This window comes from Pseudomonas sp. B21-053 (assembly GCF_026016365.1).
Taxonomy (GTDB): domain Bacteria; phylum Pseudomonadota; class Gammaproteobacteria; order Pseudomonadales; family Pseudomonadaceae; genus Aquipseudomonas; species Aquipseudomonas nunensis.
This window is the reverse complement of sequence record NZ_CP087205.1, coordinates 71,969-93,648: the sequence shown is the minus strand read 5'-3', so window position 1 is coordinate 93,648 and position 21,680 is coordinate 71,969. Positions and strand designations below refer to the sequence as shown.

The following is a 21,680-nucleotide window of genomic DNA, read 5'->3' as shown; positions in this document are numbered from 1 at the left end:
GGCGGTGCGACGATTCGACTTGCTCGCGAAGGCGGTGTGTCATCCAGCATTGATGTTGACTGACACACCGCCTTCGCGAGCAAGCCCGCTCCCACAGGGTTGCAGCATTGAAATTTCCTACTTTTCGACATTCGCCGATTTAAACCAGCTCTGCATCGAGCACATGGCGAACGGGCTGGTGCTGCAATCACCGTTGGCCAACGCCGTGCGCAATTTGTCGGCATCGGCCTGCATCATGTAGCGAACGCCGTCCTTGAAGTGAGTGCTGTCACCAAAACCGCCCTCGGTCATTTCATTCAGGGCGTCTTCCTTGCTCCAGCCCTGCACCACCACCCGGTACATCGCCGCCATCAGGCCAGTGCGATCGGAACCGTGTTTGCAATGCATCAGCACCGGGCCTTTGGCTTCGGCGGCCTGAATCGCGCGAAGCGCGGCGATCACCTGCGCGTCATCCACGTGATTGGTGCGATATGGCAGTTGGACCAGGTTGATGCCAGGCGAGGATAGCCAGCTCTTGTCTGACTCCGGCAAGAAGCTGATGACGGTGCCTACCTTGAGTTTTTCCAGCAGCGGCACGACCCCGCTGTCCGGCAATGCGCTGCGGTAGAGGGTCGGTGACATCTGGTAGAGGTTGTATTTCGCGTCCACCGACTGCGCCCATTCAGCAGGTCGCGGCGATGTGGCGTCGTCGGCAAAGGCCAATGACAGATTGAAAAACGCAATCAACGACAGGCACATCGCTGGGACAAGACGGGTGTTGGGCATGCTGGGCGACCGTAAAGGAAGAAGCGGATTAATGACACTCAGCTTCAGCCTTGAGCGGTCAAAGCGCTGTGAGCCGCCTGTCAAAGAATCGTGAATCCATCGACTTTCGTCGCAAAAGCCCGGTTTATTTCGGCTGAATCGGTTCAACCTGATACTTAGCCTGCTACCATTTGTTACCAAAGTTTGCAGAGATACGGCGTTTCTCACCGATCGCCGAGGTCCGCATTCCTGCCAAAACGAAAAGCCATTCGCCGAAATGGCTAAAAAACCATCAATGCCTGATGAGGTGCACCTCCCATGTCTGATCAAGATCGAGACAACCCGCGGCGTGAGTTTTTGCGCAAATCCCTGACCTTGATCCCGGTGGTCACCGTCGCCAGCACCGCGCTGGGCAGCTCCGTACTGCTCGCCGCGCCAGAATCGGCGCCGGCCAATCCTGGCAAAACACCCGTCAGCACCAGCACCTATGAACCGACCTACTTCACCGCCGAAGAATGGACGTTCATCAAGGCTGCCGTCGCTCAACTGATCCCGAGCGATGCCCAAGGGCCAGGCGCCCTGGAAGCCGGCGTGCCGGAATACATCGACCGGCAGATGAACACCCCGTACGCCGCCGGCGCCCTGTGGTTCATGCAAGGACCGTTCAACGCCGACGCTCCGGCGGAGATGGGCTGGCAGAGCAAACTTGTACCCAAAGAGATCTATCGCTTGGGCATTGCCGCTGCGGATGCTTGGTCGAAAGCCTTCAACGGTAAAGTATTTGCCGAGCAAGACAGCGCTACCCGAGACGATTTGCTCAAGCAACTCGAAGCCGGGAAGCCTGAGTTCGACAGCGTCCCGTCGAAGATTTTCTTCAACTTGCTGCTGCAAAACACCAAGGAAGGGTTCTTCTGCGACCCGATCCACGGCGGCAACAAAGGCATGGTCGGCTGGACCATGATCGGCTTCCCCGGCGCCCGCGCCGATTTCATGGATTGGGTGGAACGCAACGAGCAATACCCCTTCCCGGCAGTTTCGATTCGCGGCGAGAGGGCATAAGCATGGCGACGGTAATGAAGAAGGTCGACGCAGTGATCGTCGGTTTTGGCTGGACCGGCGCGATCATGGCCAAAGAGCTGACAGAAGCCGGCCTGAACGTGTTGGCGCTGGAGCGCGGACCGATGCAGGACACTTACCCTGACGGCAACTATCCCCAGGTGATCGACGAACTCACCTACAGCGTGCGTAAGAAACTTTTCCAGGACATCTCCAAAGAGACCGTGACCATTCGCCATAGCGTGAATGACATTGCGCTACCGAACCGTCAGCTCGGCGCCTTCCTGCCCGGCAACGGGGTTGGTGGCGCGGGCCTGCATTGGTCCGGCGTGCACTTTCGGGTCGATCCGATCGAGTTGCGGATGCGCAGCCATTACGAAGAGCGCTACGGCAAAAGCTTCATCCCCAAGGACATGACCATCCAGGACTTCGGCGTCAGCTATGAAGAGCTGGAACCGTTTTTCGATTACGCCGAGAAGGTATTCGGCACCTCGGGTCAGGCCTGGACGGTGAACGGTCAACGGGTCGGCGAAGGCAAGGGCGGCAACCCTTACGCGCCGGATCGCTCGAACCCGTTCCCGTTGGAATCCCAGAAGAACACGGTTTCCGCACAGCTGTTTCAGAAAGCCGCTACAGCCGTAGGTTACAAACCCTACAACCTGCCGTCGGCTAATACGTCCGGCCCGTACACCAATCCTTACGGCGCGCAGATGGGCCCATGCAACTTCTGCGGTTTTTGCAGCGGTTACGTTTGCTACATGTACTCCAAGGCGTCGCCCAACGTGAACATTCTGCCGGCCCTCAAGCCGCTGCCGAATTTCGAACTACGGCCTAATTCCCACGTGCTGCGGGTCAATCTCGACAGCACCAAGAGCAAAGCCACCGGCGTGACTTACATCGATGGCCAGGGCCGGGAAATCGAGCAACCGGCAGATCTGGTGATCCTCGGTGCGTTCCAGTTCCACAACGTGCGATTGATGCTGCTTTCCGGCATCGGCAAGCCTTACGACCCAATCAGCGGTGAAGGCGTGGTCGGCAAGAACTTCGCATACCAGAACATGGCCACCATCAAGGCGTTCTTCGACAAGGACACCCACACCAACAACTTCATCGGTGCCGGCGGCAATGGCGTGGCAATTGATGATTTCAACGCCGACAACTTCGACCACGGGCCGCACGGCTTCGTCGGCGGCTCGCCGATGTGGGTCAACCAGGCCGGCAGCCGGCCGATTGCCGGGACCTCCAACCCGCCCGGCACCCCGGCTTGGGGCAGCGCCTGGAAACGCGCCACCGCTGATTACTACACCCACCAAGTGTCGATGGACGCCCACGGCGCGCATCAGTCCTACCGTGGCAACTACCTGGATCTCGACCCGGTTTACCGCGATGCCTACGGCTTGCCGCTGCTGCGGATGACGTTCGACTGGCAGGAAAACGACATCAAGATGAACCGCTTCATGGTCGAAAAAATGGGCAAGATTGCCGAAGCGATGGGCCCGAAAGCCATCGCCGTGATCGGCAAGAAAGTCGGTGATCACTTCAACACCGCGTCTTACCAGACCACTCACCTCAACGGTGGCGCGATCATGGGCACCGATCCGAAAACCAGCGCCCTGAACCGATACCTTCAGAGCTGGGACGTGCACAACGTATTCGTCCCAGGCGCGTCTGCTTTCCCACAAGGCTTGGGCTACAACCCTACGGGCCTGGTCGCCGCATTGACCTACTGGTCGGCCCGGGCGATCCGTGAGCAGTACCTGAAAAACCCCGGCCCGCTGGTTCAGGCTTAAGGAGCGATGACCATGAAAGCACTCGTTATCGCGACTTTGGCCCTGCTCGGCAGCGGCTCGATCAACGCCGCAGAAGTTGATCAAAATTTGATCAAGCAAGGCGAATACCTCGCCCGTGCCGGCGACTGTGTGGCCTGTCACACCGCCAAGGACGGCAAGCCGTTCGCTGGCGGCTTGCCGATGGAAACGCCGATCGGGACAATCTATTCCACCAACATCACCCCGGACAAAACCGGCCTGGGCGACTACAGCTTCGAAGACTTCGACAAAGCCGTACGGCATGGCGTCGCCAAAAACGGTAGTACTTTGTACCCGGCGATGCCGTATCCGTCCTACGCCAGCGTCACTGAACCCGACATGCAAGCCTTGTACGCCTACTTCATGTACGGCGTGGCGCCGGTGGCTCAGGAGAACAAGGCCAGCGACATTCCCTGGCCCTTGAGCATGCGCTGGCCGCTGATGGGTTGGCGCTGGATGTTTGCCCCAGCGGTGGCGGACTACAAGGCAGCGCCCGGCGCAGATGCCGTGGTCAGTCGTGGGGCTTATCTGGTGGAAGGCCTGGGACATTGCGGCGCTTGCCATACGCCGCGTGCCCTGACCATGCAGGAAAAATCCTTGAATGCCGGCGAAGGCAGTACCTTTCTGTCAGGCAGTGCGCCACTGGAAGGCTGGATCGCGAAAAGCCTTCGCGGTGATCACAAGGACGGTCTCGGCAGTTGGAGCGAAGAGCAACTGGTGCAATTCCTCAAGACCGGGCGCAGCGACCGCAGTGCGGTGTTCGGCGGCATGAGCGATGTGGTCACCCACAGCATGCAGTACATGACCGACGCCGACCTGAGCGCGATTGCCCGCTACCTCAAGTCCCTGCCGGCCAATGACCCCAACGACCAGCCGCACCAGTACGACAAACAAGTCGCCCAGGCGCTATGGAAAGGTGACGACAGCAAGCCAGGCGCTTCGGTGTACATCGACAACTGCGCGGCCTGCCACCGTACCGACGGTCACGGTTATACGCGGGTGTTCCCGGCGTTGGCGGGCAACCCGGTGTTGCAGTCGGAGGACCCAACGTCGCTGATTCACATCGTGCTCAAGGGCGGCACATTGCCGGCCACGCACACGGCGCCATCGACCTTCACCATGCCCGGATTCGCCTGGCGGTTGTCGGATCAGGAAGTGGCAGATGTCGTTACCTTCATCAGCACTAGTTGGGGGAATAAAGGAACGACGGTAAAGTCCGGCGATGTAGCCAAACTGCGCAAGGATGATATGAAAACAACTTCCGGCGACGATCTTGGCCAACTCACTCAGCATAACTAAGCTGTCGTGATGAGTTGAACCTGCATGAGTGATCATGCAGGTTTAATCAATTGTCGAGGATCAAGGATTGACGATAGCGGAATAGGCCTTGGCCAGAACCAGCAGTTTTTCCTTGTCATCACTATCGATATCACCGTCACCGTCCACATCACTGCGTACGGTCCGGATGTTGAAGGATCGGCCGCCATCCGCCGAAACTGCCGTGACATAGACGGAATCCACCAGGGCTTCGGTCTGTTCATCATTGACAGCGTCCCAGCCCAGTTCCTTACGAGCAAGTTGCATCGATACTTGTGTTTCGTTCGGGTTAACGATACTCGGGGCCAACAATTGCAAAAAAATACCGCGTTGATTAAACATAGACATTTATTAATTCCATTTAATAAGTAATACACGAAGGTTTTCGTGTGCGACGGATACTACTTACTCCACTACATAACAACCTACTGTTTATATGTTTCCCATGATGACGACAGATCTCGTTATTACTCGGCCAATGCCAAAACCGCTTTGATACGACAGATCGCCGAACGGCACTGGCTGTATTCTCAGCGCTCCTATACTGTATGTGCATACAGCTCGGAGCAACGAATCATGGCCACCCCTCTTCCGCCACGCGGCCGCGGCACCGCCACCAATCCGCACAACCGTTTCGCGCCGAATCGTTCGGTGGCCGAGGATGACGGTTGGTATCAGGAAGCGCCGCTGACCCAAGGCACCGAGGTGCGCATCGAGACGGCGAAAACCATCATCACCCGCAACAATTCGCCGGACTTGCCCTTCGACCGTTCGATCAATCCCTATCGCGGCTGCGAGCACGGCTGCATCTATTGCTACGCGCGGCCCAGCCACGCTTATTGGGATATGTCGCCGGGGCTGGATTTCGAAACCAAGCTGATCGCCAAGACCAACGCCGCCGACGTGCTGGAGGAACAACTCAGCAAACGCGGCTATCAATGTGCGCCGATCAATCTGGGCTCCAACACCGATCCCTATCAGCCGATCGAGCGCGAACACAAAATCACCCGCCAAACCCTGGAAGTGCTGCTGCGCTACCGTCATCCGATGACCATCATCACCAAGGGCTCGCTGATCCTGCGCGATCTGGACCTGCTGGCCGAGCTCGCCGAACAGCGGCTGGTGGCGGTGATGATCAGCCTCACCACCCTGGACGATGAGCTCAAGCGCATTCTCGAACCCCGGGCCGCAGCGCCCAAGGCCCGGCTGCGGGCGATCCGGGTAATGCGCGAGGCCGGGATCCCGGTGGGAGTCCTGTGTTCGCCGATGATTCCGATGATCAACGACAGCGAACTCGAAAGCCTGCTTACCGAGGCTCACGCTGCCGGCGCCCAGAGCGCGGCGTATATGATGTTGCGCTTGCCGCTCGAAGTCGCACCGCTGTTCGAAGAATGGCTGGCCGCCCACTACCCGCAACGAGCGTCCCATGTGCTGAGCCTGATCCGCCAGAGTCGTGGCGGCGAGCTCTACGACAGTCGCTTTGGTGCGCGGATGCGCGGTGAAGGGCCGTTCGCCGATCTACTGGCGCAACGTTTTGCAAAAACCATCAAGCGCCTGGGGCTCAATCGGCGTGAAGGGTTTAATCTGGACTGCGATGCCTTCTGTCCGCCGGGTCGCCAAATGTCTTTGATTTGAGGACAATTGGCCTAAGGTTGAGTGGCAGGGAAAGCAAGATGCCATTATCCAGTCACATTTTTTGTGACCTGGAACACACGTTCTAGAGCGGTTGATTCAGTTTGAGTTAAGTTTCGACGGTTACCTTGTTCATCGAGTGACTGACGGGTCTGGATTTACGACCTGGACGTTTTTTAAACAGCCACTGGCTTCATATCGGATAAAACGGGACACTTTCCCAACTCCGTCAAAGAGGATGAATCATGAGTGACAAGGATAAACAGCCGTTGGCTGCGTCGGCTTCAGCCCACCACGAGGCGGAATCCGCCGATGCAGCGCTGCAGCATATCGTTGACGGCTTTTTGCATTTTCATCACGAGATCTTTCCGCAGCAGGAAGAACTCTTCAAGAAACTCGCCACGGCCCAGAATCCCAGGGCAATGTTCATCACCTGCGCCGATTCGCGCATCGTGCCGGAGCTGATTACCCAAAGCTCCCCAGGCGATCTGTTCGTGACCCGCAACGTCGGCAACGTTGTGCCGCCTTACGGGCAAATGAACGGCGGGGTTTCCACCGCCATCGAATACGCCGTACTGGCCCTCGGTGTGCAGCACATCATCATTTGCGGGCACTCCGATTGCGGCGCCATGCGCGCAGTGCTCAACCCGCAGAGCCTGGAAAAAATGCCCACGGTCAAAGCCTGGCTGCGGCACGCCGAAGTGGCGAAAACCATGGTCCAGGAAAACTGCAATTGCGCTAACGAAGGCGAAAGCATGCACATCCTCACCGAAGAGAATGTGATCGCCCAGCTGCAGCATCTGCGCACGCATCCATCGGTGGCCTCGCGCATGGCCAACGGTCAGCTGTTTATCCATGGTTGGGTCTACAGCATCGAAACCAGCGAAATCCGAGCTTATGACGCGGATCAGGGGTGTTTCCTGCCTCTGGATGGTAGTCATCCGATTCCGGTGGCGACGCCTAAAGCGCGCTTCTAAATCCTCCTAAATCCCTGTGTGGTTTAGCCATGGCTGCTTATTGAGCAGCCTGGCTTTGCCACGCCTGAAAAAAATTCGGGAGAATCCCTATGCGTGCTGCGCAACTGAAAGCTGTTCTGCCACGGGAGCTGCTGGCGTCCGTGGTTGTGTTCCTCGTGGCCCTGCCCTTGTGCATGGGTATCGCCATCGCCTCGGGGTTGCCGCCGGCCAAAGGCCTGATCACCGGGATCATCGGTGGTCTGGTGGTGGGCTGGATTGCCGGCTCACCGCTGCAAGTCAGTGGTCCGGCCGCAGGTCTGGCGGTGTTGGTGTTCGAGTTGGTGCGCCAGCATGGTGTTGCCATGCTCGGGCCGATCCTGTTGCTGGCGGGTTTGCTGCAACTGCTGGCCGGGCGCTTCAAATTGGGCTGTTGGTTCCGGGTGACGGCGCCGGCGGTGGTCTACGGCATGCTCGCCGGGATTGGCGTGCTGATTGTGCTATCACAGGTGCATGTGATGCTCGACGCCGTGCCCAAACCGTCGGGGCTGGATAACCTCGCGGCCTTCCCGGCTGCGGTGCTTCAAGCCTTGCCGTCCTTTGGCTGGCAGGCTGGTCTGCTCGGGCTGTCGACGATTGCGGTGATGTGGCTGTGGGAAAAATTCCGCCCTCACGCCCTGCGATTCGTTCCCGGTGCCTTGCTCGGTGTCGGTCTGGCGACGGTCGCCAGCCTGATGCTCGCCTTGCAGGTCAAACGCGTAGAAGTGCCGGCCAACCTGGCGGAAGCCATCGACTGGCTGAAACCGGCGGACCTGCTCAACCTGGCCGATCCGACGATCCTGATCGCCGCATTTGCCGTGGCCTTTATTGCCAGCGCCGAAACCCTCCTCTCGGCCGCCGCCGTGGACCGCATGCACAGCGGTGAGCGTTCGGACTTCGACCGGGAATTGTCGGCGCAAGGCGTGGGCAACATGCTCTGCGGTTTGCTCGGTGCCTTGCCAATGACCGGCGTGATCGTGCGCAGTTCGGCCAACGTCCAGGCTGGTGCGACCACACGCTACTCGGCGATCTTCCACGGCCTGTGGCTGCTGGCGTTCGTGCTGTTGCTGTCCAGCGTGCTGCAAAGCATTCCGGTGGCGAGCCTCGCGGGTGTGCTGGTCTACACCGGTTTCAAACTGGTCGACCTCAAGGCCTTTCGTGGTTTGGGCCGTTATGGCCGGATGCCGATGTTCACCTACGCGGCGACTGCCCTGGCGATCATCTTCACCGACCTGCTGACCGGCGTGCTGATCGGTTTCGGCCTGACGCTGGCCAAACTGGCTTGGAAAGCTTCGAGGCTGAAAATCAGCCTGATCGACCTGCCCAAGGACGGCGAAATGGAACTGCGCTTGATCGGCGCGGCGACCTTTCTCAAGGTTCCGGCGCTGACCCAGGTGCTGGGCAGTATTCCAGCAGGCGCGACGGTGCATGTGCCGCTCAATAACCTGAGCTACATCGACCATTCGTGTCTGGAGTTGCTTGAGGAGTGGGGCCGGGCGAATGCGGCGAAGGGTTCGAAGCTGCTGATTGAAGCGCGGGGGTTGAAGCGCAGATTGGAAGGCAGATTGCGCACCACGTCCGGCGTAGGTTCAGCCGGATAAATAACCTGTAGGAGCGAGGCTTGCCCGCGAAGCTTTTGGCGGACTTGAGGACGCCTTCGCGGGCAAGCCTCGCTCCTACAGGGGATGTGTCGCTTTACGCAGCCGGCTGATCCAGCTCCAGGCCCACGCCTAACTGGCGCGACAGGCACGGCCAGCGTTTCCACGCGGCGCCGGTGTCCGGGCTGTTGAGTTTCTCGCGGTAGGCCTCCACCGATTCCAGCGCGAAACTGTCTTCGTTAAGCATCTCGTCCACAGCGTGATGCACCGCCTCATCCAGTTGGTTGGCGAATTCTTCGCCGATCAATTGGTGGGCAATCAGGTTGGCGACAGTCATGTCCAATGGGATCAGTGGCTGGCCAAAATGCTTGATGTACAGGTCATTGACCTCTTCGACCAACCGATGCGCCAGATACGCTTCGTCCAGCAGGCTGTCCAGGCCGATATGCCCGGCCATGATCGCCGGCGGCTGGAGGAAGAACTGCTCGGCGATTTTCAGCACCGGTTTGATCTGCGATTCGATGCCCGCTTCCCGTGCGACATCATTGGCGGCGTCCAGCAGGTCCGGCACTTGCTCGATGTAGGCGGTCACAAACCGGGTCATCACGCCGTTGGCGTCAACGTCCGGCAGTTGGATGGCAGCGTGCAGGTGCGGCAGTTGGGTTTCCAGTTGACGAGTTAACAGGCCGGTCTCGGCCTCGTGTTGTTGGGCTTTTTGGATCTGCTCGCGCAATGCGGCGGTGTTCATGAAAACTCCAGGAAACAAAGGCAATGAAATAGGGAAGACATAACTTAGCTGGCTTATGAAAGTTGCTAAGACGCATTTGTCATAATTGTTTCATCCTTGAGACACCAAAGTTATATCGATTTGCCACCACTCGTCGCGCATCGTTCTCCATTCGTGGCCTTGAGCGCAAGTCCCGGCTGTTTCAGATCATTTACGCCATCACATTGCGAGGTGACAGTCGCTGTCTATACTCGGGTGGGAATGGAGTTAGCTGATGACGCCCGACTGCATGTGCAGCAAGGCTCGGCGATTCAAGTTCGTAGTCTGAAAAAGCCGCTCCCTTGCCGCTGGTGTTAGCCGGCGGGATAACAAGAACGATAAGGGGAACCCGCAATGATGCGACATCCACACGTCTGGATGGGCCTCCTGTTGTGGTCAATTTTCAGCCAGGCACAAGCGGCCTGGACTGTGAATATGGCGCCAGGAGCGACTGAAATCAGTCACGCAGTATTCGACCTGCACATGACCATTTTCTGGATCTGTGTAGTCATCGGCATCATCGTCTTCGGCGCCATGTTCTGGTCGATGATGGTCCACCGTCGCTCGACCGGGCAGGTGGCCGCCAAATTTCATGAAAGCACCACCGTCGAAATTCTCTGGACCATCGTGCCCTTCATCATCCTGGTGGCCATGGCGGTTCCCGCTACTGCGACACTGATCAAGATGTACGACGCCAGTGAACCGGATATCGATATCCAGATCACCGGCTACCAGTGGAAGTGGCACTACAAATACCTGGGCCAGGACGTCGAGTTCTTCAGCAACCTGGCCACCCCCCAGGATCAAATCCACAACAAGGAAGCCAAGGGCGAGCACTACTTGCTCGAGGTCGACAAACCCTTGGTGCTGCCGATCGGCGCCAAGATCCGGTTTCTGGTGACCTCGGCTGACGTTATCCACTCGTGGTGGGTGCCGGCCTTCGCGGTCAAGCGCGATGCGATTCCGGGGTTCGTCAACGAAGCCTGGACCCGCGTCGACAAGCCCGGCATCTACCGTGGCCAGTGCGCCGAGTTGTGCGGCAAGGATCACGGCTTCATGCCGATCGTGGTCGAGGTCAAGGAAAAGGCCGACTACGACAAGTGGCTGGCGGAGCGCAAGGCTGAAGCCCTGCAGCTCAAAGAGCTGACCAGCAAGGAATGGACCCTCGACGAGCTCAAAGAGCGCGGCGACAAGATCTACCACACCACCTGCGTAGCCTGTCACCAGGCCGAAGGCCAGGGCCTGCCGCCGATGTTCCCGGCGCTCAAAGGCTCGAAAATCGCTACCGGACCGAAAGAAGGTCACCTGAGCATTGTCTTCCACGGCAAGCCCGGCACCGCCATGGCCGCGTTCGGCAAGCAGCTCTCGGAAGTCGATATCGCAGCGGTCGTGACCTATGAACGTAACGCCTGGGGCAACAACAAGGGCGACATGGTCACGCCTAAAGAAGTGCTGGAGCTGAAACAGGCGGAAAGCAAATGACCCGGTCTATCGCGTACGTAAGGAACCGGTCGGGGCAGCGCGCCCCGGCCTGCCCAGCCCATTCGTTCTCAGGAGAACGGCCATGAGTGCTGTCATCGATGATCATGGTCACGCCACCGACCACGCCCACGGCCCCGCCAAGGGCCTGATGCGCTGGGTGCTGACCACCAACCACAAGGACATCGGCACGCTGTACCTGTGGTTTGCGTTTTCCATGTTCCTGCTGGGCGGCTCGTTCGCCATGGTGATTCGCGCCGAGCTGTTCCAGCCCGGCCTGCAAATCGTCGAACCGGCGTTCTTCAACCAGATGACCACCATGCACGGCCTGGTGATGGTGTTCGGTGCGGTGATGCCGGCGTTTGTCGGCCTCGCCAACTGGATGATCCCGTTGATGATCGGCGCGCCGGACATGGCCCTGCCACGGATGAACAACTTCAGCTTCTGGCTGTTGCCGGCGGCGTTCATCCTGCTGGTGTCGACCCTGTTCACCGCCGGCGGCGGGCCGAACTTCGGCTGGACCTTCTACGCCCCGCTCTCCACCACCTACGCCCCGGAAAGCGTGACGTTCTTCATCTTCGCCATTCACTTGATGGGGATCAGTTCGATCATGGGTGCGATCAACGTGATCGCGACCATCCTTAACCTGCGCGCCCCCGGCATGACGTTGATGAAAATGCCACTGTTCGTCTGGACTTGGCTGATCACCGCGTTCCTGCTGATCGCGGTGATGCCGGTGCTGGCCGGGTGCGTGACGATGATGCTGATGGATATCCACTTCGGCACCAGCTTCTTCAGTGCCGCCGGTGGCGGTGACCCGGTGCTGTTCCAGCATGTGTTCTGGTTCTTCGGGCATCCCGAGGTGTACATCATGATCCTGCCGGCCTTCGGGGCTGTCAGCTCGATCATCCCGACCTTCTCGCGCAAGCCGCTGTTCGGCTACACCTCGATGGTCTACGCCACGGCGAGCATTGCGTTCCTGTCGTTTATCGTCTGGGCGCACCACATGTTCGTGGTCGGCATTCCACTGGTGGGCGAACTGTTCTTCATGTACGCCACGTTGCTGATCGCAGTGCCGACCGGGGTGAAAGTGTTCAACTGGGCGAGCACCATGTGGCAAGGCTCGCTGACCTTCGAGACGCCGATGCTGTTCGCCGTGGCGTTCGTGATCCTGTTCTCCATCGGCGGTTTCTCCGGGCTGATGCTGGCCATCGCGCCAGCGGACTTCCAGTACCAGGACACCTACTTCGTGGTCGCGCATTTCCACTACGTGCTGGTGCCGGGGGCGATCTTCGGGATCTTCGCCTCGGCGTACTACTGGCTGCCGAAATGGACCGGCCACATGTACGACGAAACCCTCGGCAAGCTGCATTTCTGGCTGTCGTTCGTGGGCATGAACCTGACCTTCTTCCCGATGCACTTCGTGGGGCTGGCGGGCATGCCGCGACGGATTCCGGACTACAACCTGCAATTCGCCGACTTCAACATGGTGTCGTCGGTGGGTGCGTTCATGTTCGGCACCACGCAGCTGTTCTTCCTGTTCATCGTGATCAAGACCATCCGCGGCGGCCCGCCTGCACCGGCCAAACCGTGGGAAGGGGCCGAAGGCCTGGAGTGGAGCGTGCCGTCGCCGGCGCCGTATCACACCTTTACCACGCCGCCGGAAGTGAAATGAACACCACAACTCCTGTGGGAGCGAGCCTGCTCGCGAAGAACGATGACGCGGTGTATCTGCTAAACCGCGGTGTCTGCTTCGCGAGCAGGCTCGCTCCCACAGGGTTCGGTGTGGAGGGTCAATGCCATGGCTGACTCGATCTCGCTGAAAAAACTTGTCACCCGCCTGCTGCTGGTGGTGGTCGCAATGTTTGTCTTCGGATTCGCTTTGGTGCCGATCTACGACGTGATGTGCAAGGCGTTCGGCATCAACGGCAAAACCTCCGGGCAGTACGAAGGCGAGCAAGTGGTGGATACCTCGCGCCAGGTGCGGGTGCAGTTTCTGTCGATGAACAACGCCGACATGGTCTGGGAGTTCTACCCCAAGGGTAATGAGCTGACAGCGCATCCGGGGGCGGTGAACGAGATGATTTTCGTCGCGTACAACCCCACCGATCACCCGATGAGCGCACAAGCCGTGCCGAGTATCGCGCCCAGCGAGGCGGCGGCGTATTTCCACAAGACCGAATGTTTCTGCTTTACCCAGCAAGTGCTGCAGCCCGGTCAACGGATCGAGATGCCGGTACGTTTCATCGTTGACCGTGACATGCCCAAGGAAGTGAAGCACCTGACGCTGTCTTACACGCTGTTCGATATCACCGCACGTCATCCGCCCGTGGCTGTTGCTGCAAGCACCGGCGGATAGGCGTTAAGCGTGCCCGATAAGGAGAACAATAAATGGCAACTCATGAACACTATTTCGTACCGGCCCAGAGCAAATGGCCGATCATCGCCACGGTCGGCATGTTCGTCACCGTGTTCGGCCTGGCGACCTGGTTCAACGACCTGAAGGCGGCGCGGCCGGAATCCCACGGTCCGCTGATCTTCTTCGTCGGCGGACTGCTGCTGGCCTACATGCTGTTCGGCTGGTTCGGCACGGTGATCAAGGAAAGTCGCGGCGGCTTGTACAGCGCACAAATGGACCGCTCGTTTCGCTGGGGCATGAGCTGGTTCATCTTCTCCGAAGTGATGTTCTTCATCGCCTTCTTCGGCGCGCTGTTTTATGTGCGCCATGTCTCCGGCCCTGCGCTCGGTGGCGAAGGCACGAAAGGCATCGCCCACATGCTGTGGCCGAACTTCGAATTCGTCTGGCCATTGCTCAACAACCCCGATTCGAAACTGTTCCCGCCGCCCAAGGAAGTCATCAGCCCCTGGGGCCTGCCGCTGATCAACACCATTTTGCTGGTCAGCTCCAGCGTCACCGTGACCATCGCCCACCATGCGCTGAAGAAGGGCCATCGCGGTGCACTGAAAATCTGGCTGGCGATCACCGTGCTGCTGGGCTGCGGCTTCCTCGCCCTGCAGGCCGAGGAATACATGCACGCCTACCACGAACTGGGGCTGACCCTCGGTTCGGGCATCTACGGCGCAACGTTCTTCATGCTCACCGGTTTCCACGGCGCCCACGTGACCATCGGCACCATCATCCTGTTTGTGATGCTGATGCGGGTCATGCGCGGGCACTTTGATAACGAGCACCAGTTCGGCTTCGAAGCGGCGAGTTGGTATTGGCACTTCGTCGATGTGGTGTGGATCGGACTGTTCGTTTTCGTCTACGTGCTGTGAGGCGTTACCACGGCGCGTGAGAAACCAGTTGGCCGCTGAAAAAGCCCCAGGCGATCAAGCCGACGGTGGTGGCGGCCAGGGCAACACGAATGCTCAAGGCAATGACGAGGCGGTTTGAGCTGCTGTCGTCCTTGACCAGAAAAAACAGGCCGCTGAACAGGCTGACAACCGTGGCAATCAGCATCAGGACGATGGCTGCTTTGAGCATGGTGAGACTCCGGGGGAAAGGCGATGCATTTGAGTATAGCTATCGCGATCACCGACTTTCTGGCGCTGTCATGAAGCGCTTCCGGCCGGGCATCGTGCCGACGATTGTAGTCGCGCTGCTGTTGCCGCTGCTGGTGTCACTCGGGTTCTGGCAGCTGAGCCGGGGCGCAGAGAAAAGCGCGCTGCTGCAAAGCTACGCCGAGCGCCGGGCGGCCGAACCGATGGCCAGCTCCGAGCTGCTGAACACACAAGATCCAGCCTTTCGCCGGGTGCGCCTGCACGGTCAGTTCGATGCCGAGCACAGTTTGTTGCTGGACAACCGCCAGCGCGACGGCAAGGTCGGGGTCGAGTTGCTGCAACCGTTCCACGATCAGGCCACGGGGCTCTGGCTGCTGGTCAATCGCGGCTGGCTGCCGTGGCCGGACCGGCGCACCCCGCCGCAATTCAAGACACCCGCCGAAGCCTTGAGCCTCGACGCGTGGGTCTACGTTTCCCCCGGTACAACCTTCCAATTGCACTCCGACCCGAGCACCACTACCTGGCCGCAACTGGTGACCGCCATTGAACCGGCCAAGCTCTGGACCGCGCTGAACCGCGAAGGCTTCGCCTACGAATTACGTGAAGAAAACGGACCTGCGTCCTACCAGGCCGATTGGCCGGTGGTGGCCATGGGGCCGGAAAAACACATCGCTTATGCCGTGCAGTGGTTCGCCATGGCGATCGCCCTGCTCGGCCTTTTTATCTATCTCGGCTGGCACAACGCAAAGGAGAAACACCATGGGAGCGGCCATGAATCCACCCAGCATGTCTGAGACGAAACCGCCGGCGAGTCGGCGCAAGGGTCGCCTGCAACTGCTGCTGATTGTGCTGGGCGTGGTGGGTCCGATGATCCTCGCCACCGGCATGTACAAGCTGAATTTCTGGGTGCCGGACGGTCGCAGCTATCACGGCGAACTGATCGGCAACGGCCAGACCCGCGCCGACCTCGGCGTGCAGGCGCAAGAAGATCGCTGGCAGATGCTGGTGACCGCGCCCAAGGATTGCTCGGTGGACTGCCAGCAATTGGTCTATCTGGCGCGGCAAATCCAGATCGGCCTCGGCCGCGATGCTTCCCGCGCCAGCCACGCCCTGGCCGCCGCGCAACCGCTGAGCAGCGATTACGAAGCCAAGCTGACCCGCGAATATCCGCAACTGCAACGCTACCCGATGGACCTGACCACGTTCAGTAAAACCACGGGCGACAAGACTGCGCCGCAGCTGTGGATCATCGACCCACACGGCAATCTGGTGCTGCGCTACGACCCGACGGTCAAGGGCAAGGACCTGCTGAACGATCTGCGTCATCTGCTGAAACTGTCGAACATCGGATAAGGGCATCGTCATGGCCAAACCTGGATTTCGCCTCGCGCTGTTTGCCACCTTGCTGGCACTGATTGTGGTGTTGCTCGGCGCCTACACCCGCCTGACCCACGCCGGCCTCGGCTGCCCGGACTGGCCGGGTTGCTATGGCTTTATCAGCGTGCCGAAAAGCGAAGCCCAACTGGCCCATGCCGAACTGCATTTCCCTGACACACCAGTGGTGGCCCACAAGGGCTGGAACGAGATGATCCACCGCTACTTCGCCGGCACCCTGGGGCTGTTGATTTCGGTACTGGCCGGTCGCGCCTGGGTGCATCGTCGGCATCCTGGGCAACCGGTGAAGTTGCCGCTGTTTCTGCTTGGCGTGGTGTTCGCCCAAGCCGCGTTTGGCATGTGGACGGTGACGCTCAAGCTCTGGCCGCAGGTGGTGACAGGACATTTACTCGGCGGTTTTGCGACCTTGAGTCTGTTGTTTTTGCTCACCCTGCGGCTGTCCGGCGTATTGCCCGCGCTGACGGTGCCAAAGCGTTTGCAGTACTGGGCGACCGCAGGCTTGTTGTTGGTGATTCTGCAAATCGCCCTCGGTGGCTGGGTCAGCTCCAACTACGCGGCGGTGGCGTGTATCGACTTCCCGACCTGCCACGGTCAATGGCTGCCTCCGGCTGATTTCGCCAACGGCTTTCACCTGACCCAACACATCGGCCCCAATTACCTCGGCGGGCAACTGGACAGCGATGCCCGCACGGCGATTCACCTGACTCATCGCATCGGCGCCTTGCTGGTGACGCTGGTGCTGCTCGGTCTGGCGTGGCAACTGAAAGTGGTCGGCATGACGCGCCTGGCTGGCCTGGTGCTGATCGCTCTTGGCGCACAAATCACCCTGGGCATCAGCAACGTACTGTTTCACCTGCCGCTGCCCATCGCCGTCGCCCACAACGCGGGCGGTGCGGCGCTGTTGCTGACGATGGTGCTGGTCAATTATCACGCGCGGACCAGTCTGGTTCGGGTCAAGCAACAAGCTCCTGCACGCTGGCGCTTCAGCCCGCGTAAACATTCAGCCGGGCCCATAACAATAAAAGGAGAGATGCCATGGCGATTCTGATCGGCGAACGTCACAGTCAGGCGATCTGGCGGGATTATCTGGAATTGACCAAACCGAAAGTGGTGGTGCTGATGCTCATCACTTCCCTGGTGGGCATGTTCCTCGCGACCCGCGCCGGAGTGCCGTGGACGGTGCTGATATTCGGCAATCTGGGGATCGCGCTGTGTGCCGGCGGCGCGGCGGCGGTCAATCATGTGGTGGACCGGCGCATCGATGCGGTCATGGCCCGAACCCACAAGCGGCCACTGGCTGAAGGCCGGGTTTCGCCCGCAGCGGCGCTGACGTTTGCCTTGGTGCTGGCCGTGCTGGGGCAGGCTTTCCTATTGGCCTTCACCAACCCGCTGACAGCTTGGCTGACCCTCGCCTCGCTGCTCGGTTACGCGGTGGTCTACACCGGTTTCCTCAAACGCGCGACGCCGCAGAACATCGTCATCGGCGGCCTCGCCGGTGCAGCCCCGCCGCTGCTCGGCTGGACTGCGGCGACCGGGCATATCGGCGCCGAACCGTTGCTGCTGGTGCTGATCATCTTCGCCTGGACCCCGCCGCACTTCTGGGCCCTGGCCATCCACCGCAAAGAGGAATACGCCAAGGCTGACATCCCGATGTTGCCGGTGACCCATGGCGAGCACTACACCAAAGTGCATATCCTGCTTTATACCTTCGCGCTGCTGGCGGTCAGCCTGATGCCGTACGTGATTCACATGAGCGGCGTGCTCTACCTGGTTTGTGCCCTCGGTCTAGGCGCGAGGTTTCTGCAATGGGCCGTGGTGCTGTACCGTGGCACTCGGCCGCACGCGGCGATCAACACCTTCAAGTACTCTATCTGGTACTTGTTCCTGCTGTTTATCGCCCTGCTCGTAGACCACTACTTACTGTTGAACCTATGACTCGAACTCAGAAAACCGTCTTCATCCTCGTCGCCCTGATCGCGCTGGTTTTGGGCCTGACCGTCAACAAGGTGCTGTCCGGCAAAGGCCAGGGTGACCCGACGGCACTGATCGACGCGGGCATCATCCTGCTGCCGCAAAGCCGTAACCTGCCGGACGTGACGATGACCGACCAGGACGGCAAGCCAGTGACGGTCAACCAGCTGAAAGACAAGTGGAGCCTGCTGTTCTTCGGCTACACCTTCTGCCCGGACATCTGCCCGACCACCCTCGCCCAGCTGCGTCAGATCAAAAGTGAACTGCCGCCTGAAGCGGCGGCCAAGTTGCAGGTCATCCTGGTCAGCGTCGACCCGAACCGCGACACACCCAAGCAGCTCAAGCAGTACTTGGGCTACTTCGATCCGCAGTTCCAGGGTTTGACTGCCGCCTCGGTGGATGACATCCAGAAACTGGCGAATGCGGTGAGTATTCCGTTCATTCCAGCGGACACCAGCAAGCCGAACTACACGGTGGATCACAGCGGCAACCTCGCGGTGATCGGGCCGGACGGCACCCAGCGCGGGTTCATTCGCGCACCGTTGAACAACGTGAAACTGGTGGCGCAGTTGCCGGTGATGCTCAAGCGCAACTAAGCATCACGCAGTTCTGTAGGAGCCAGGATTGCCGGCGAAGGCGTCAGTGAAATTGCCTTCGCCGGCAAGCCTGGCTCCTACAGGGGACGGTGTTTCAGGCACAAAAAAGGGGACGCTCATGGCGTCCCCTTTTTCGTTGCATTCGCGAATCAGAACGCCGGCAATACCGCGCCTTTGTACTTCTCCAGAATGAACGCTTTCACTTCCGGACTGTGCAAAGCAGCCACCAGTTTCTTCATCGCGTCGCTGTCCTTGTCGTCCGGACGGGCCACGAGGATGTTCACGTAAGGCGAGTCGTTGCCTTCGATGACCAGCGCATCCTTGGACGGATCAAGCTTGGCTTCCAGCGCGTAGTTGGTGTTGATCAGCGCCAGGTCGACCTGGGTCAGCACGCGCGGGATGGTCGCGGCTTCCAGTTCACGGAATTTCAGGTCCTTGGCATTCTCGGTGATGTCTTTGGTGGTCGAGAGGATGTTGTTCGAATCCTTCAACTTGATCAGGCCAGCCTTCGCCAGCAGCAACAGCGCACGGCCGCCATTCGTGGCGTCGTTCGGGATCACCACGTTGGCGCCGCCTGGCAGTTCGGTCAGCGCTTTGTACTTGCTGGAGTAAGCGCCCAGCGGTTCCAGATGCACACCGGCAACGGCGACCAGGTTGGTGCCCTTGGCCTTGTTGAACTCATCCAGGTACGGCTGGTGCTGGAAGAAGTTGGCGTCCAGGCGTTTCTCGGCAACCTGCACGTTCGGCTGGATGTAGTCGGTGAACACCTTGACCTGCAGGTTCACGCCTTCTTTGGCCAGGGCCGGCTTCACGAACTCCAGAATCTCCGCGTGCGGAACCGGAGTGGCCGCAACGGTCAGGGTTTCATCGGCGTGGGCGGAAAATGCGGCTACGGCAGCCAATGCGACGACTAGTTTTTTCATTCAGCTAACTCCTTGTGGGCGCCCGTTTGGCGCCTGCCAGCGAATGGCCGGCTCATGTCTTAAATTACGAGAACTGTTTATTTCCTGGAGAAATGCACGACCAGCTTGTCGCCAACCATTTGCAGCACTTGCACCAGCACCAGCAACAGCACCACGGTGACGATCATCACATCGGTCTGGAAACGCTGGTAGCCGAAACGGATCGCCAGGTCGCCCAGACCACCGGCACCGACCACACCGGCCATCGCCGTGTAGGACACCAGTGTAATAGCCGTCACGGTAATCGCCGCGTAAATGCCCGGACGGGCTTCTGGCAGCAAGGCGTTCATGATGATCTGCTTGGTCGTCGCGCCCATGGCCTGGGTCGCTTCGATGATGCCGCGATCCACTTCACGCAGGGCGGTTTCCACCAGTCGCCCGAAGAACGGCGTGGCGCCCACCACCAGTGGTGGAATCGCGCCCGCAACGCCGAGCGAGGTGCCGGTGATCAGCACGGTGAAGGGGATCATCACGATCAACAGGATGATGAACGGCAGCGAACGCAGGATGTTCACCACCAGCGACAACACCGCGTAGACACCTCTGGATTCCAGCAGCTGACGCGGGCTGCACAGGAACAGCAGCACACCCAGTGGCAGGCCCAGCAAAATCGTGAACAACAGCGAACCGCCGAGCATCAACAGCGTGTCGCCGGTGGCCAGCCAGATTTCGAACCAATCAATATTGGCGAAGAAACTCATGAAGGCATCCATTAGCGCAGCACCTCCATGTGGACGTCAGCCGCGGTGAAGAGGCCGAACGCCGCTTCCATGTCACCGCCGGTGACGGCAAGGGTCAGTTGCCCGTAAGGGACGTCTTTGATGCGATCGATACGACCGGCCAGGATGCTGTAGTCCACACCGGTTTCCCGAGCGACGGTACCCAGCAATGGCGCGTAGGTTGCTTGGCCCTGGAACGTCAGACGCACGATTCGGCCCGGTACGTGGGCGAAGTCGTCACGCTGTTCGCTTTCGTCGATCTGCTCGTCTTCTTGCACGAAGCGTTTGGTGGTCGGGTGCTTGGGGTGCAGGAACACCTCGGCCACCGAACCTTGCTCGACGATCACGCCGGCATCCATCACCGCCACTTGGTCGCAGACCCGACGGATCACGTCCATCTCGTGGGTGATCAATACGATAGTCAGTTTCAGCTCACGGTTGATCTCGGCCAGCAATTGCAGGACCGACGCCGTGGTCTGTGGGTCGAGAGCGCTGGTGGCTTCGTCGCACAGCAGGATCTTCGGCTTGGTCGCCAGGGCGCGGGCAATGCCGACGCGCTGCTTCTGGCCGCCGGACAATTGCGCCGGGTACTTCTTGGCGTGGTCGGACAAACCAACGCGCTTAAGCAACTCGGCCACACGCTGGTCGATCTCGCTGCGGGACAGTTCACCGGCCAGCGTCAGCGGCAGCGCGACGTTGTCGGCCACGGTCTTGGACGCCAGCAGATTGAAGTGCTGGAAAATCATCCCGACTTGCTGACGGAAACGCCGCAGGCTATTGGCATCCAGCGCGGTGACCTCTTCGCCATCGACGAAGATCTTGCCGCCACTGGAATTTTCCAGGCGATTGATCAGACGCAGCAGGGTACTTTTTCCCGCGCCAGAATGGCCGATCAGACCGAAGACCTGACCGTTCTCAATCGTCAGACTGGTCGGATGCAGGGCGGGAATATCCTTACCGGCGACGCGGTAAGTCTTATGGACGTTTTGAAACTCGATCACGTAGCGAACCTTGTGGGGCGCGTTGGAAAAGGATCAGCGGTTAGCCGGGCGCGCATTTTAGCCTGTCCGTATAGAGGTTATTAGCATTTATTCCGCATTCAACCTTCGATTTGGCAATAACGCGATCAAAGGTCAGAAAA

General features: G+C 59.6%; 22 protein-coding genes. 15 read left to right on the top strand and 7 right to left on the bottom strand.

What is annotated here, in order from left to right:
• Nucleotides 1-117: 117 nt before the first annotated feature.
• Entirely contained in the window at nucleotides 118-765 is a 648-nt protein-coding gene (locus LOY68_RS00440; RefSeq protein WP_265042396.1) for a tyrosine-protein phosphatase, read from the bottom strand.
• Nucleotides 766-1,062: 297 nt separating this feature from the next.
• Between LOY68_RS00440 and LOY68_RS00435 the strand changes: the two genes are divergently transcribed.
• Genes LOY68_RS00435 through LOY68_RS00425 form a run of 3 tightly spaced genes read left to right on the top strand, consistent with a single transcriptional unit; the run spans nucleotide 1,063 to nucleotide 4,907 of the window.
• A complete protein-coding gene (locus tag LOY68_RS00435) occupies nucleotides 1,063-1,803 on the top strand; it encodes a gluconate 2-dehydrogenase subunit 3 family protein (protein WP_265042395.1) in 741 nt (246 codons plus the stop codon).
• A gap of 2 nt (nucleotides 1,804-1,805) precedes the next feature.
• A complete protein-coding gene (locus LOY68_RS00430) occupies nucleotides 1,806-3,590 on the top strand; it encodes a GMC family oxidoreductase (protein WP_054617203.1) in 1,785 nt (594 codons plus the stop codon).
• 12 nt (nucleotides 3,591-3,602) lie between these two features.
• Nucleotides 3,603-4,907: a c-type cytochrome gene (locus LOY68_RS00425; protein ID WP_265042394.1), complete on the top strand. Its 1,305-nt coding sequence runs from the start codon at nucleotides 3,603-3,605 to the stop codon at nucleotides 4,905-4,907.
• A 60-nt stretch (nucleotides 4,908-4,967) separates the two neighbouring features.
• Here LOY68_RS00425 and LOY68_RS00420 read toward each other — a convergent pair whose 3' ends face one another.
• Nucleotides 4,968-5,273 carry a hypothetical protein gene (locus tag LOY68_RS00420; protein WP_163910476.1) on the bottom strand — a complete coding sequence of 102 codons (306 nt, stop codon included), beginning with the start codon at nucleotides 5,271-5,273 and terminating at the stop codon, nucleotides 4,968-4,970.
• A gap of 228 nt (nucleotides 5,274-5,501) precedes the next feature.
• Between LOY68_RS00420 and LOY68_RS00415 the strand changes: the two genes are divergently transcribed.
• The 3 genes from LOY68_RS00415 (at nucleotide 5,502) to LOY68_RS00405 (ending at nucleotide 9,150) form a co-directional block, all read left to right on the top strand.
• Nucleotides 5,502-6,560 carry a PA0069 family radical SAM protein gene (locus LOY68_RS00415; protein WP_265042392.1) on the top strand — a complete coding sequence of 353 codons (1,059 nt, stop codon included), beginning with the start codon at nucleotides 5,502-5,504 and terminating at the stop codon, nucleotides 6,558-6,560.
• Between the two features lie 242 nt (nucleotides 6,561-6,802).
• Nucleotides 6,803-7,534: a carbonic anhydrase gene (locus tag LOY68_RS00410; protein ID WP_163910478.1), complete on the top strand. Its 732-nt coding sequence runs from the start codon at nucleotides 6,803-6,805 to the stop codon at nucleotides 7,532-7,534.
• 89 nt (nucleotides 7,535-7,623) lie between these two features.
• Nucleotides 7,624-9,150 (top strand): SulP family inorganic anion transporter, encoded by a 1,527-nt coding sequence (locus LOY68_RS00405; protein WP_265042390.1) that lies wholly within the window; start codon nucleotides 7,624-7,626, stop codon nucleotides 9,148-9,150.
• Between the two features lie 94 nt (nucleotides 9,151-9,244).
• On the opposite strand, the gene LOY68_RS00400 is transcribed toward LOY68_RS00405, so the two are convergent.
• Entirely contained in the window at nucleotides 9,245-9,895 is a 651-nt protein-coding gene (locus LOY68_RS00400) for a hypothetical protein (RefSeq protein WP_054047968.1), read from the bottom strand.
• 372 nt (nucleotides 9,896-10,267) lie between these two features.
• On the opposite strand from LOY68_RS00400, the gene coxB reads away from it, so the two are divergent.
• The 4 genes from coxB (at nucleotide 10,268) to LOY68_RS00380 (ending at nucleotide 14,671) form a co-directional block, all read left to right on the top strand.
• Complete coding sequence (gene coxB, locus LOY68_RS00395; RefSeq protein WP_265042388.1) at nucleotides 10,268-11,395, top strand: cytochrome c oxidase subunit II; 1,128 nt, start codon at nucleotides 10,268-10,270, stop codon at nucleotides 11,393-11,395.
• Between the two features lie 82 nt (nucleotides 11,396-11,477).
• The gene (gene ctaD / locus LOY68_RS00390; RefSeq protein ID WP_163910481.1) at nucleotides 11,478-13,067 is read left to right on the top strand and encodes a cytochrome c oxidase subunit I; all 1,590 of its coding nucleotides are present in this window, start codon (nucleotides 11,478-11,480) and stop codon (nucleotides 13,065-13,067) included.
• 126 nt (nucleotides 13,068-13,193) lie between these two features.
• A complete protein-coding gene (locus LOY68_RS00385) occupies nucleotides 13,194-13,751 on the top strand; it encodes a cytochrome c oxidase assembly protein (protein ID WP_054617196.1) in 558 nt (185 codons plus the stop codon).
• Between the two features lie 32 nt (nucleotides 13,752-13,783).
• A complete protein-coding gene (locus LOY68_RS00380; RefSeq protein ID WP_163910482.1) occupies nucleotides 13,784-14,671 on the top strand; it encodes a cytochrome c oxidase subunit 3 in 888 nt (295 codons plus the stop codon).
• 4 nt (nucleotides 14,672-14,675) lie between these two features.
• On the opposite strand, the gene LOY68_RS00375 is transcribed toward LOY68_RS00380, so the two are convergent.
• A complete protein-coding gene (locus tag LOY68_RS00375; protein WP_133835164.1) occupies nucleotides 14,676-14,879 on the bottom strand; it encodes a twin transmembrane helix small protein in 204 nt (67 codons plus the stop codon).
• A gap of 70 nt (nucleotides 14,880-14,949) precedes the next feature.
• Here LOY68_RS00375 and LOY68_RS00370 point away from each other — a divergent pair, with 70 nt between their 5' ends.
• Genes LOY68_RS00370 through LOY68_RS00350 form a run of 5 tightly spaced genes read left to right on the top strand, consistent with a single transcriptional unit; the run spans nucleotide 14,950 to nucleotide 18,858 of the window.
• Nucleotides 14,950-15,690, top strand: a complete 741-nt coding sequence (locus LOY68_RS00370; RefSeq protein WP_265042383.1) for an SURF1 family protein — start codon at nucleotides 14,950-14,952, stop codon at nucleotides 15,688-15,690.
• A complete protein-coding gene (locus LOY68_RS00365; protein ID WP_054048727.1) occupies nucleotides 15,656-16,249 on the top strand; it encodes a hypothetical protein in 594 nt (197 codons plus the stop codon). The genes LOY68_RS00370 and LOY68_RS00365 overlap by 35 nt, the downstream gene beginning before the upstream one ends.
• Nucleotides 16,250-16,259: 10 nt before the next feature.
• Nucleotides 16,260-17,339, top strand: coding sequence for a COX15/CtaA family protein (locus LOY68_RS00360; RefSeq protein WP_054047982.1), 1,080 nt, complete (start codon nucleotides 16,260-16,262; stop codon nucleotides 17,337-17,339).
• Nucleotides 17,327-18,226, top strand: a complete 900-nt coding sequence (gene cyoE, locus LOY68_RS00355; protein ID WP_054047984.1) for a heme o synthase — start codon at nucleotides 17,327-17,329, stop codon at nucleotides 18,224-18,226. The genes LOY68_RS00360 and cyoE overlap by 13 nt, the downstream gene beginning before the upstream one ends.
• The gene (locus LOY68_RS00350; RefSeq protein ID WP_163910484.1) at nucleotides 18,223-18,858 is read left to right on the top strand and encodes an SCO family protein; all 636 of its coding nucleotides are present in this window, start codon (nucleotides 18,223-18,225) and stop codon (nucleotides 18,856-18,858) included. Before cyoE ends, LOY68_RS00350 begins: the two co-directional genes overlap by 4 nt.
• A gap of 149 nt (nucleotides 18,859-19,007) precedes the next feature.
• On the opposite strand, the gene LOY68_RS00345 is transcribed toward LOY68_RS00350, so the two are convergent.
• From LOY68_RS00345 to LOY68_RS00335, 3 genes are all read right to left on the bottom strand, one after another.
• The gene (locus LOY68_RS00345; protein ID WP_265042378.1) at nucleotides 19,008-19,781 is read right to left on the bottom strand and encodes a MetQ/NlpA family ABC transporter substrate-binding protein; all 774 of its coding nucleotides are present in this window, start codon (nucleotides 19,779-19,781) and stop codon (nucleotides 19,008-19,010) included.
• A gap of 77 nt (nucleotides 19,782-19,858) precedes the next feature.
• Entirely contained in the window at nucleotides 19,859-20,533 is a 675-nt protein-coding gene (locus LOY68_RS00340) for a methionine ABC transporter permease (RefSeq protein ID WP_265042377.1), read from the bottom strand.
• The gene (locus tag LOY68_RS00335; protein WP_054047992.1) at nucleotides 20,533-21,540 is read right to left on the bottom strand and encodes a methionine ABC transporter ATP-binding protein; all 1,008 of its coding nucleotides are present in this window, start codon (nucleotides 21,538-21,540) and stop codon (nucleotides 20,533-20,535) included. Before LOY68_RS00335 ends, LOY68_RS00340 begins: the two co-directional genes overlap by 1 nt.
• Nucleotides 21,541-21,680: the final 140 nt, after the last annotated feature.

Excerpts from the sequence above, each read along its gene's own strand:
- LOY68_RS00420 (WP_163910476.1), bottom strand. The coding sequence starts at position 5,273 with ATGTCTATGTTTAATCAACGCGGTATTTTTTTGCAATTGTTGGCCCCG.
- LOY68_RS00345 (WP_265042378.1), bottom strand. The coding sequence starts at position 19,781 with ATGAAAAAACTAGTCGTCGCATTGGCTGCCGTAGCCGCATTTTCCGCC.
- LOY68_RS00405 (WP_265042390.1), top strand. The coding sequence starts at position 7,624 with ATGCGTGCTGCGCAACTGAAAGCTGTTCTGCCACGGGAGCTGCTGGCG.
- LOY68_RS00410 (WP_163910478.1), top strand. The coding sequence starts at position 6,803 with ATGAGTGACAAGGATAAACAGCCGTTGGCTGCGTCGGCTTCAGCCCAC.
- LOY68_RS00375 (WP_133835164.1), bottom strand. The coding sequence starts at position 14,879 with ATGCTCAAAGCAGCCATCGTCCTGATGCTGATTGCCACGGTTGTCAGC.
- LOY68_RS00360 (WP_054047982.1), top strand. The coding sequence starts at position 16,260 with ATGGCCAAACCTGGATTTCGCCTCGCGCTGTTTGCCACCTTGCTGGCA.
- LOY68_RS00385 (WP_054617196.1), top strand. The coding sequence starts at position 13,194 with ATGGCTGACTCGATCTCGCTGAAAAAACTTGTCACCCGCCTGCTGCTG.
- LOY68_RS00350 (WP_163910484.1), top strand. The coding sequence starts at position 18,223 with ATGACTCGAACTCAGAAAACCGTCTTCATCCTCGTCGCCCTGATCGCG.
- LOY68_RS00380 (WP_163910482.1), top strand. The coding sequence starts at position 13,784 with ATGGCAACTCATGAACACTATTTCGTACCGGCCCAGAGCAAATGGCCG.
- LOY68_RS00340 (WP_265042377.1), bottom strand. The coding sequence starts at position 20,533 with ATGGATGCCTTCATGAGTTTCTTCGCCAATATTGATTGGTTCGAAATC.
- coxB (WP_265042388.1), top strand. The coding sequence starts at position 10,268 with ATGATGCGACATCCACACGTCTGGATGGGCCTCCTGTTGTGGTCAATT.
- LOY68_RS00435 (WP_265042395.1), top strand. The coding sequence starts at position 1,063 with ATGTCTGATCAAGATCGAGACAACCCGCGGCGTGAGTTTTTGCGCAAA.
- LOY68_RS00370 (WP_265042383.1), top strand. The coding sequence starts at position 14,950 with ATGAAGCGCTTCCGGCCGGGCATCGTGCCGACGATTGTAGTCGCGCTG.
- LOY68_RS00425 (WP_265042394.1), top strand. The coding sequence starts at position 3,603 with ATGAAAGCACTCGTTATCGCGACTTTGGCCCTGCTCGGCAGCGGCTCG.
- ctaD (WP_163910481.1), top strand. The coding sequence starts at position 11,478 with ATGAGTGCTGTCATCGATGATCATGGTCACGCCACCGACCACGCCCAC.
- LOY68_RS00440 (WP_265042396.1), bottom strand. The coding sequence starts at position 765 with ATGCCCAACACCCGTCTTGTCCCAGCGATGTGCCTGTCGTTGATTGCG.
- LOY68_RS00430 (WP_054617203.1), top strand. The coding sequence starts at position 1,806 with ATGGCGACGGTAATGAAGAAGGTCGACGCAGTGATCGTCGGTTTTGGC.
- cyoE (WP_054047984.1), top strand. The coding sequence starts at position 17,327 with ATGGCGATTCTGATCGGCGAACGTCACAGTCAGGCGATCTGGCGGGAT.
- LOY68_RS00400 (WP_054047968.1), bottom strand. The coding sequence starts at position 9,895 with ATGAACACCGCCGCATTGCGCGAGCAGATCCAAAAAGCCCAACAACAC.
- LOY68_RS00365 (WP_054048727.1), top strand. The coding sequence starts at position 15,656 with ATGGGAGCGGCCATGAATCCACCCAGCATGTCTGAGACGAAACCGCCG.
- LOY68_RS00415 (WP_265042392.1), top strand. The coding sequence starts at position 5,502 with ATGGCCACCCCTCTTCCGCCACGCGGCCGCGGCACCGCCACCAATCCG.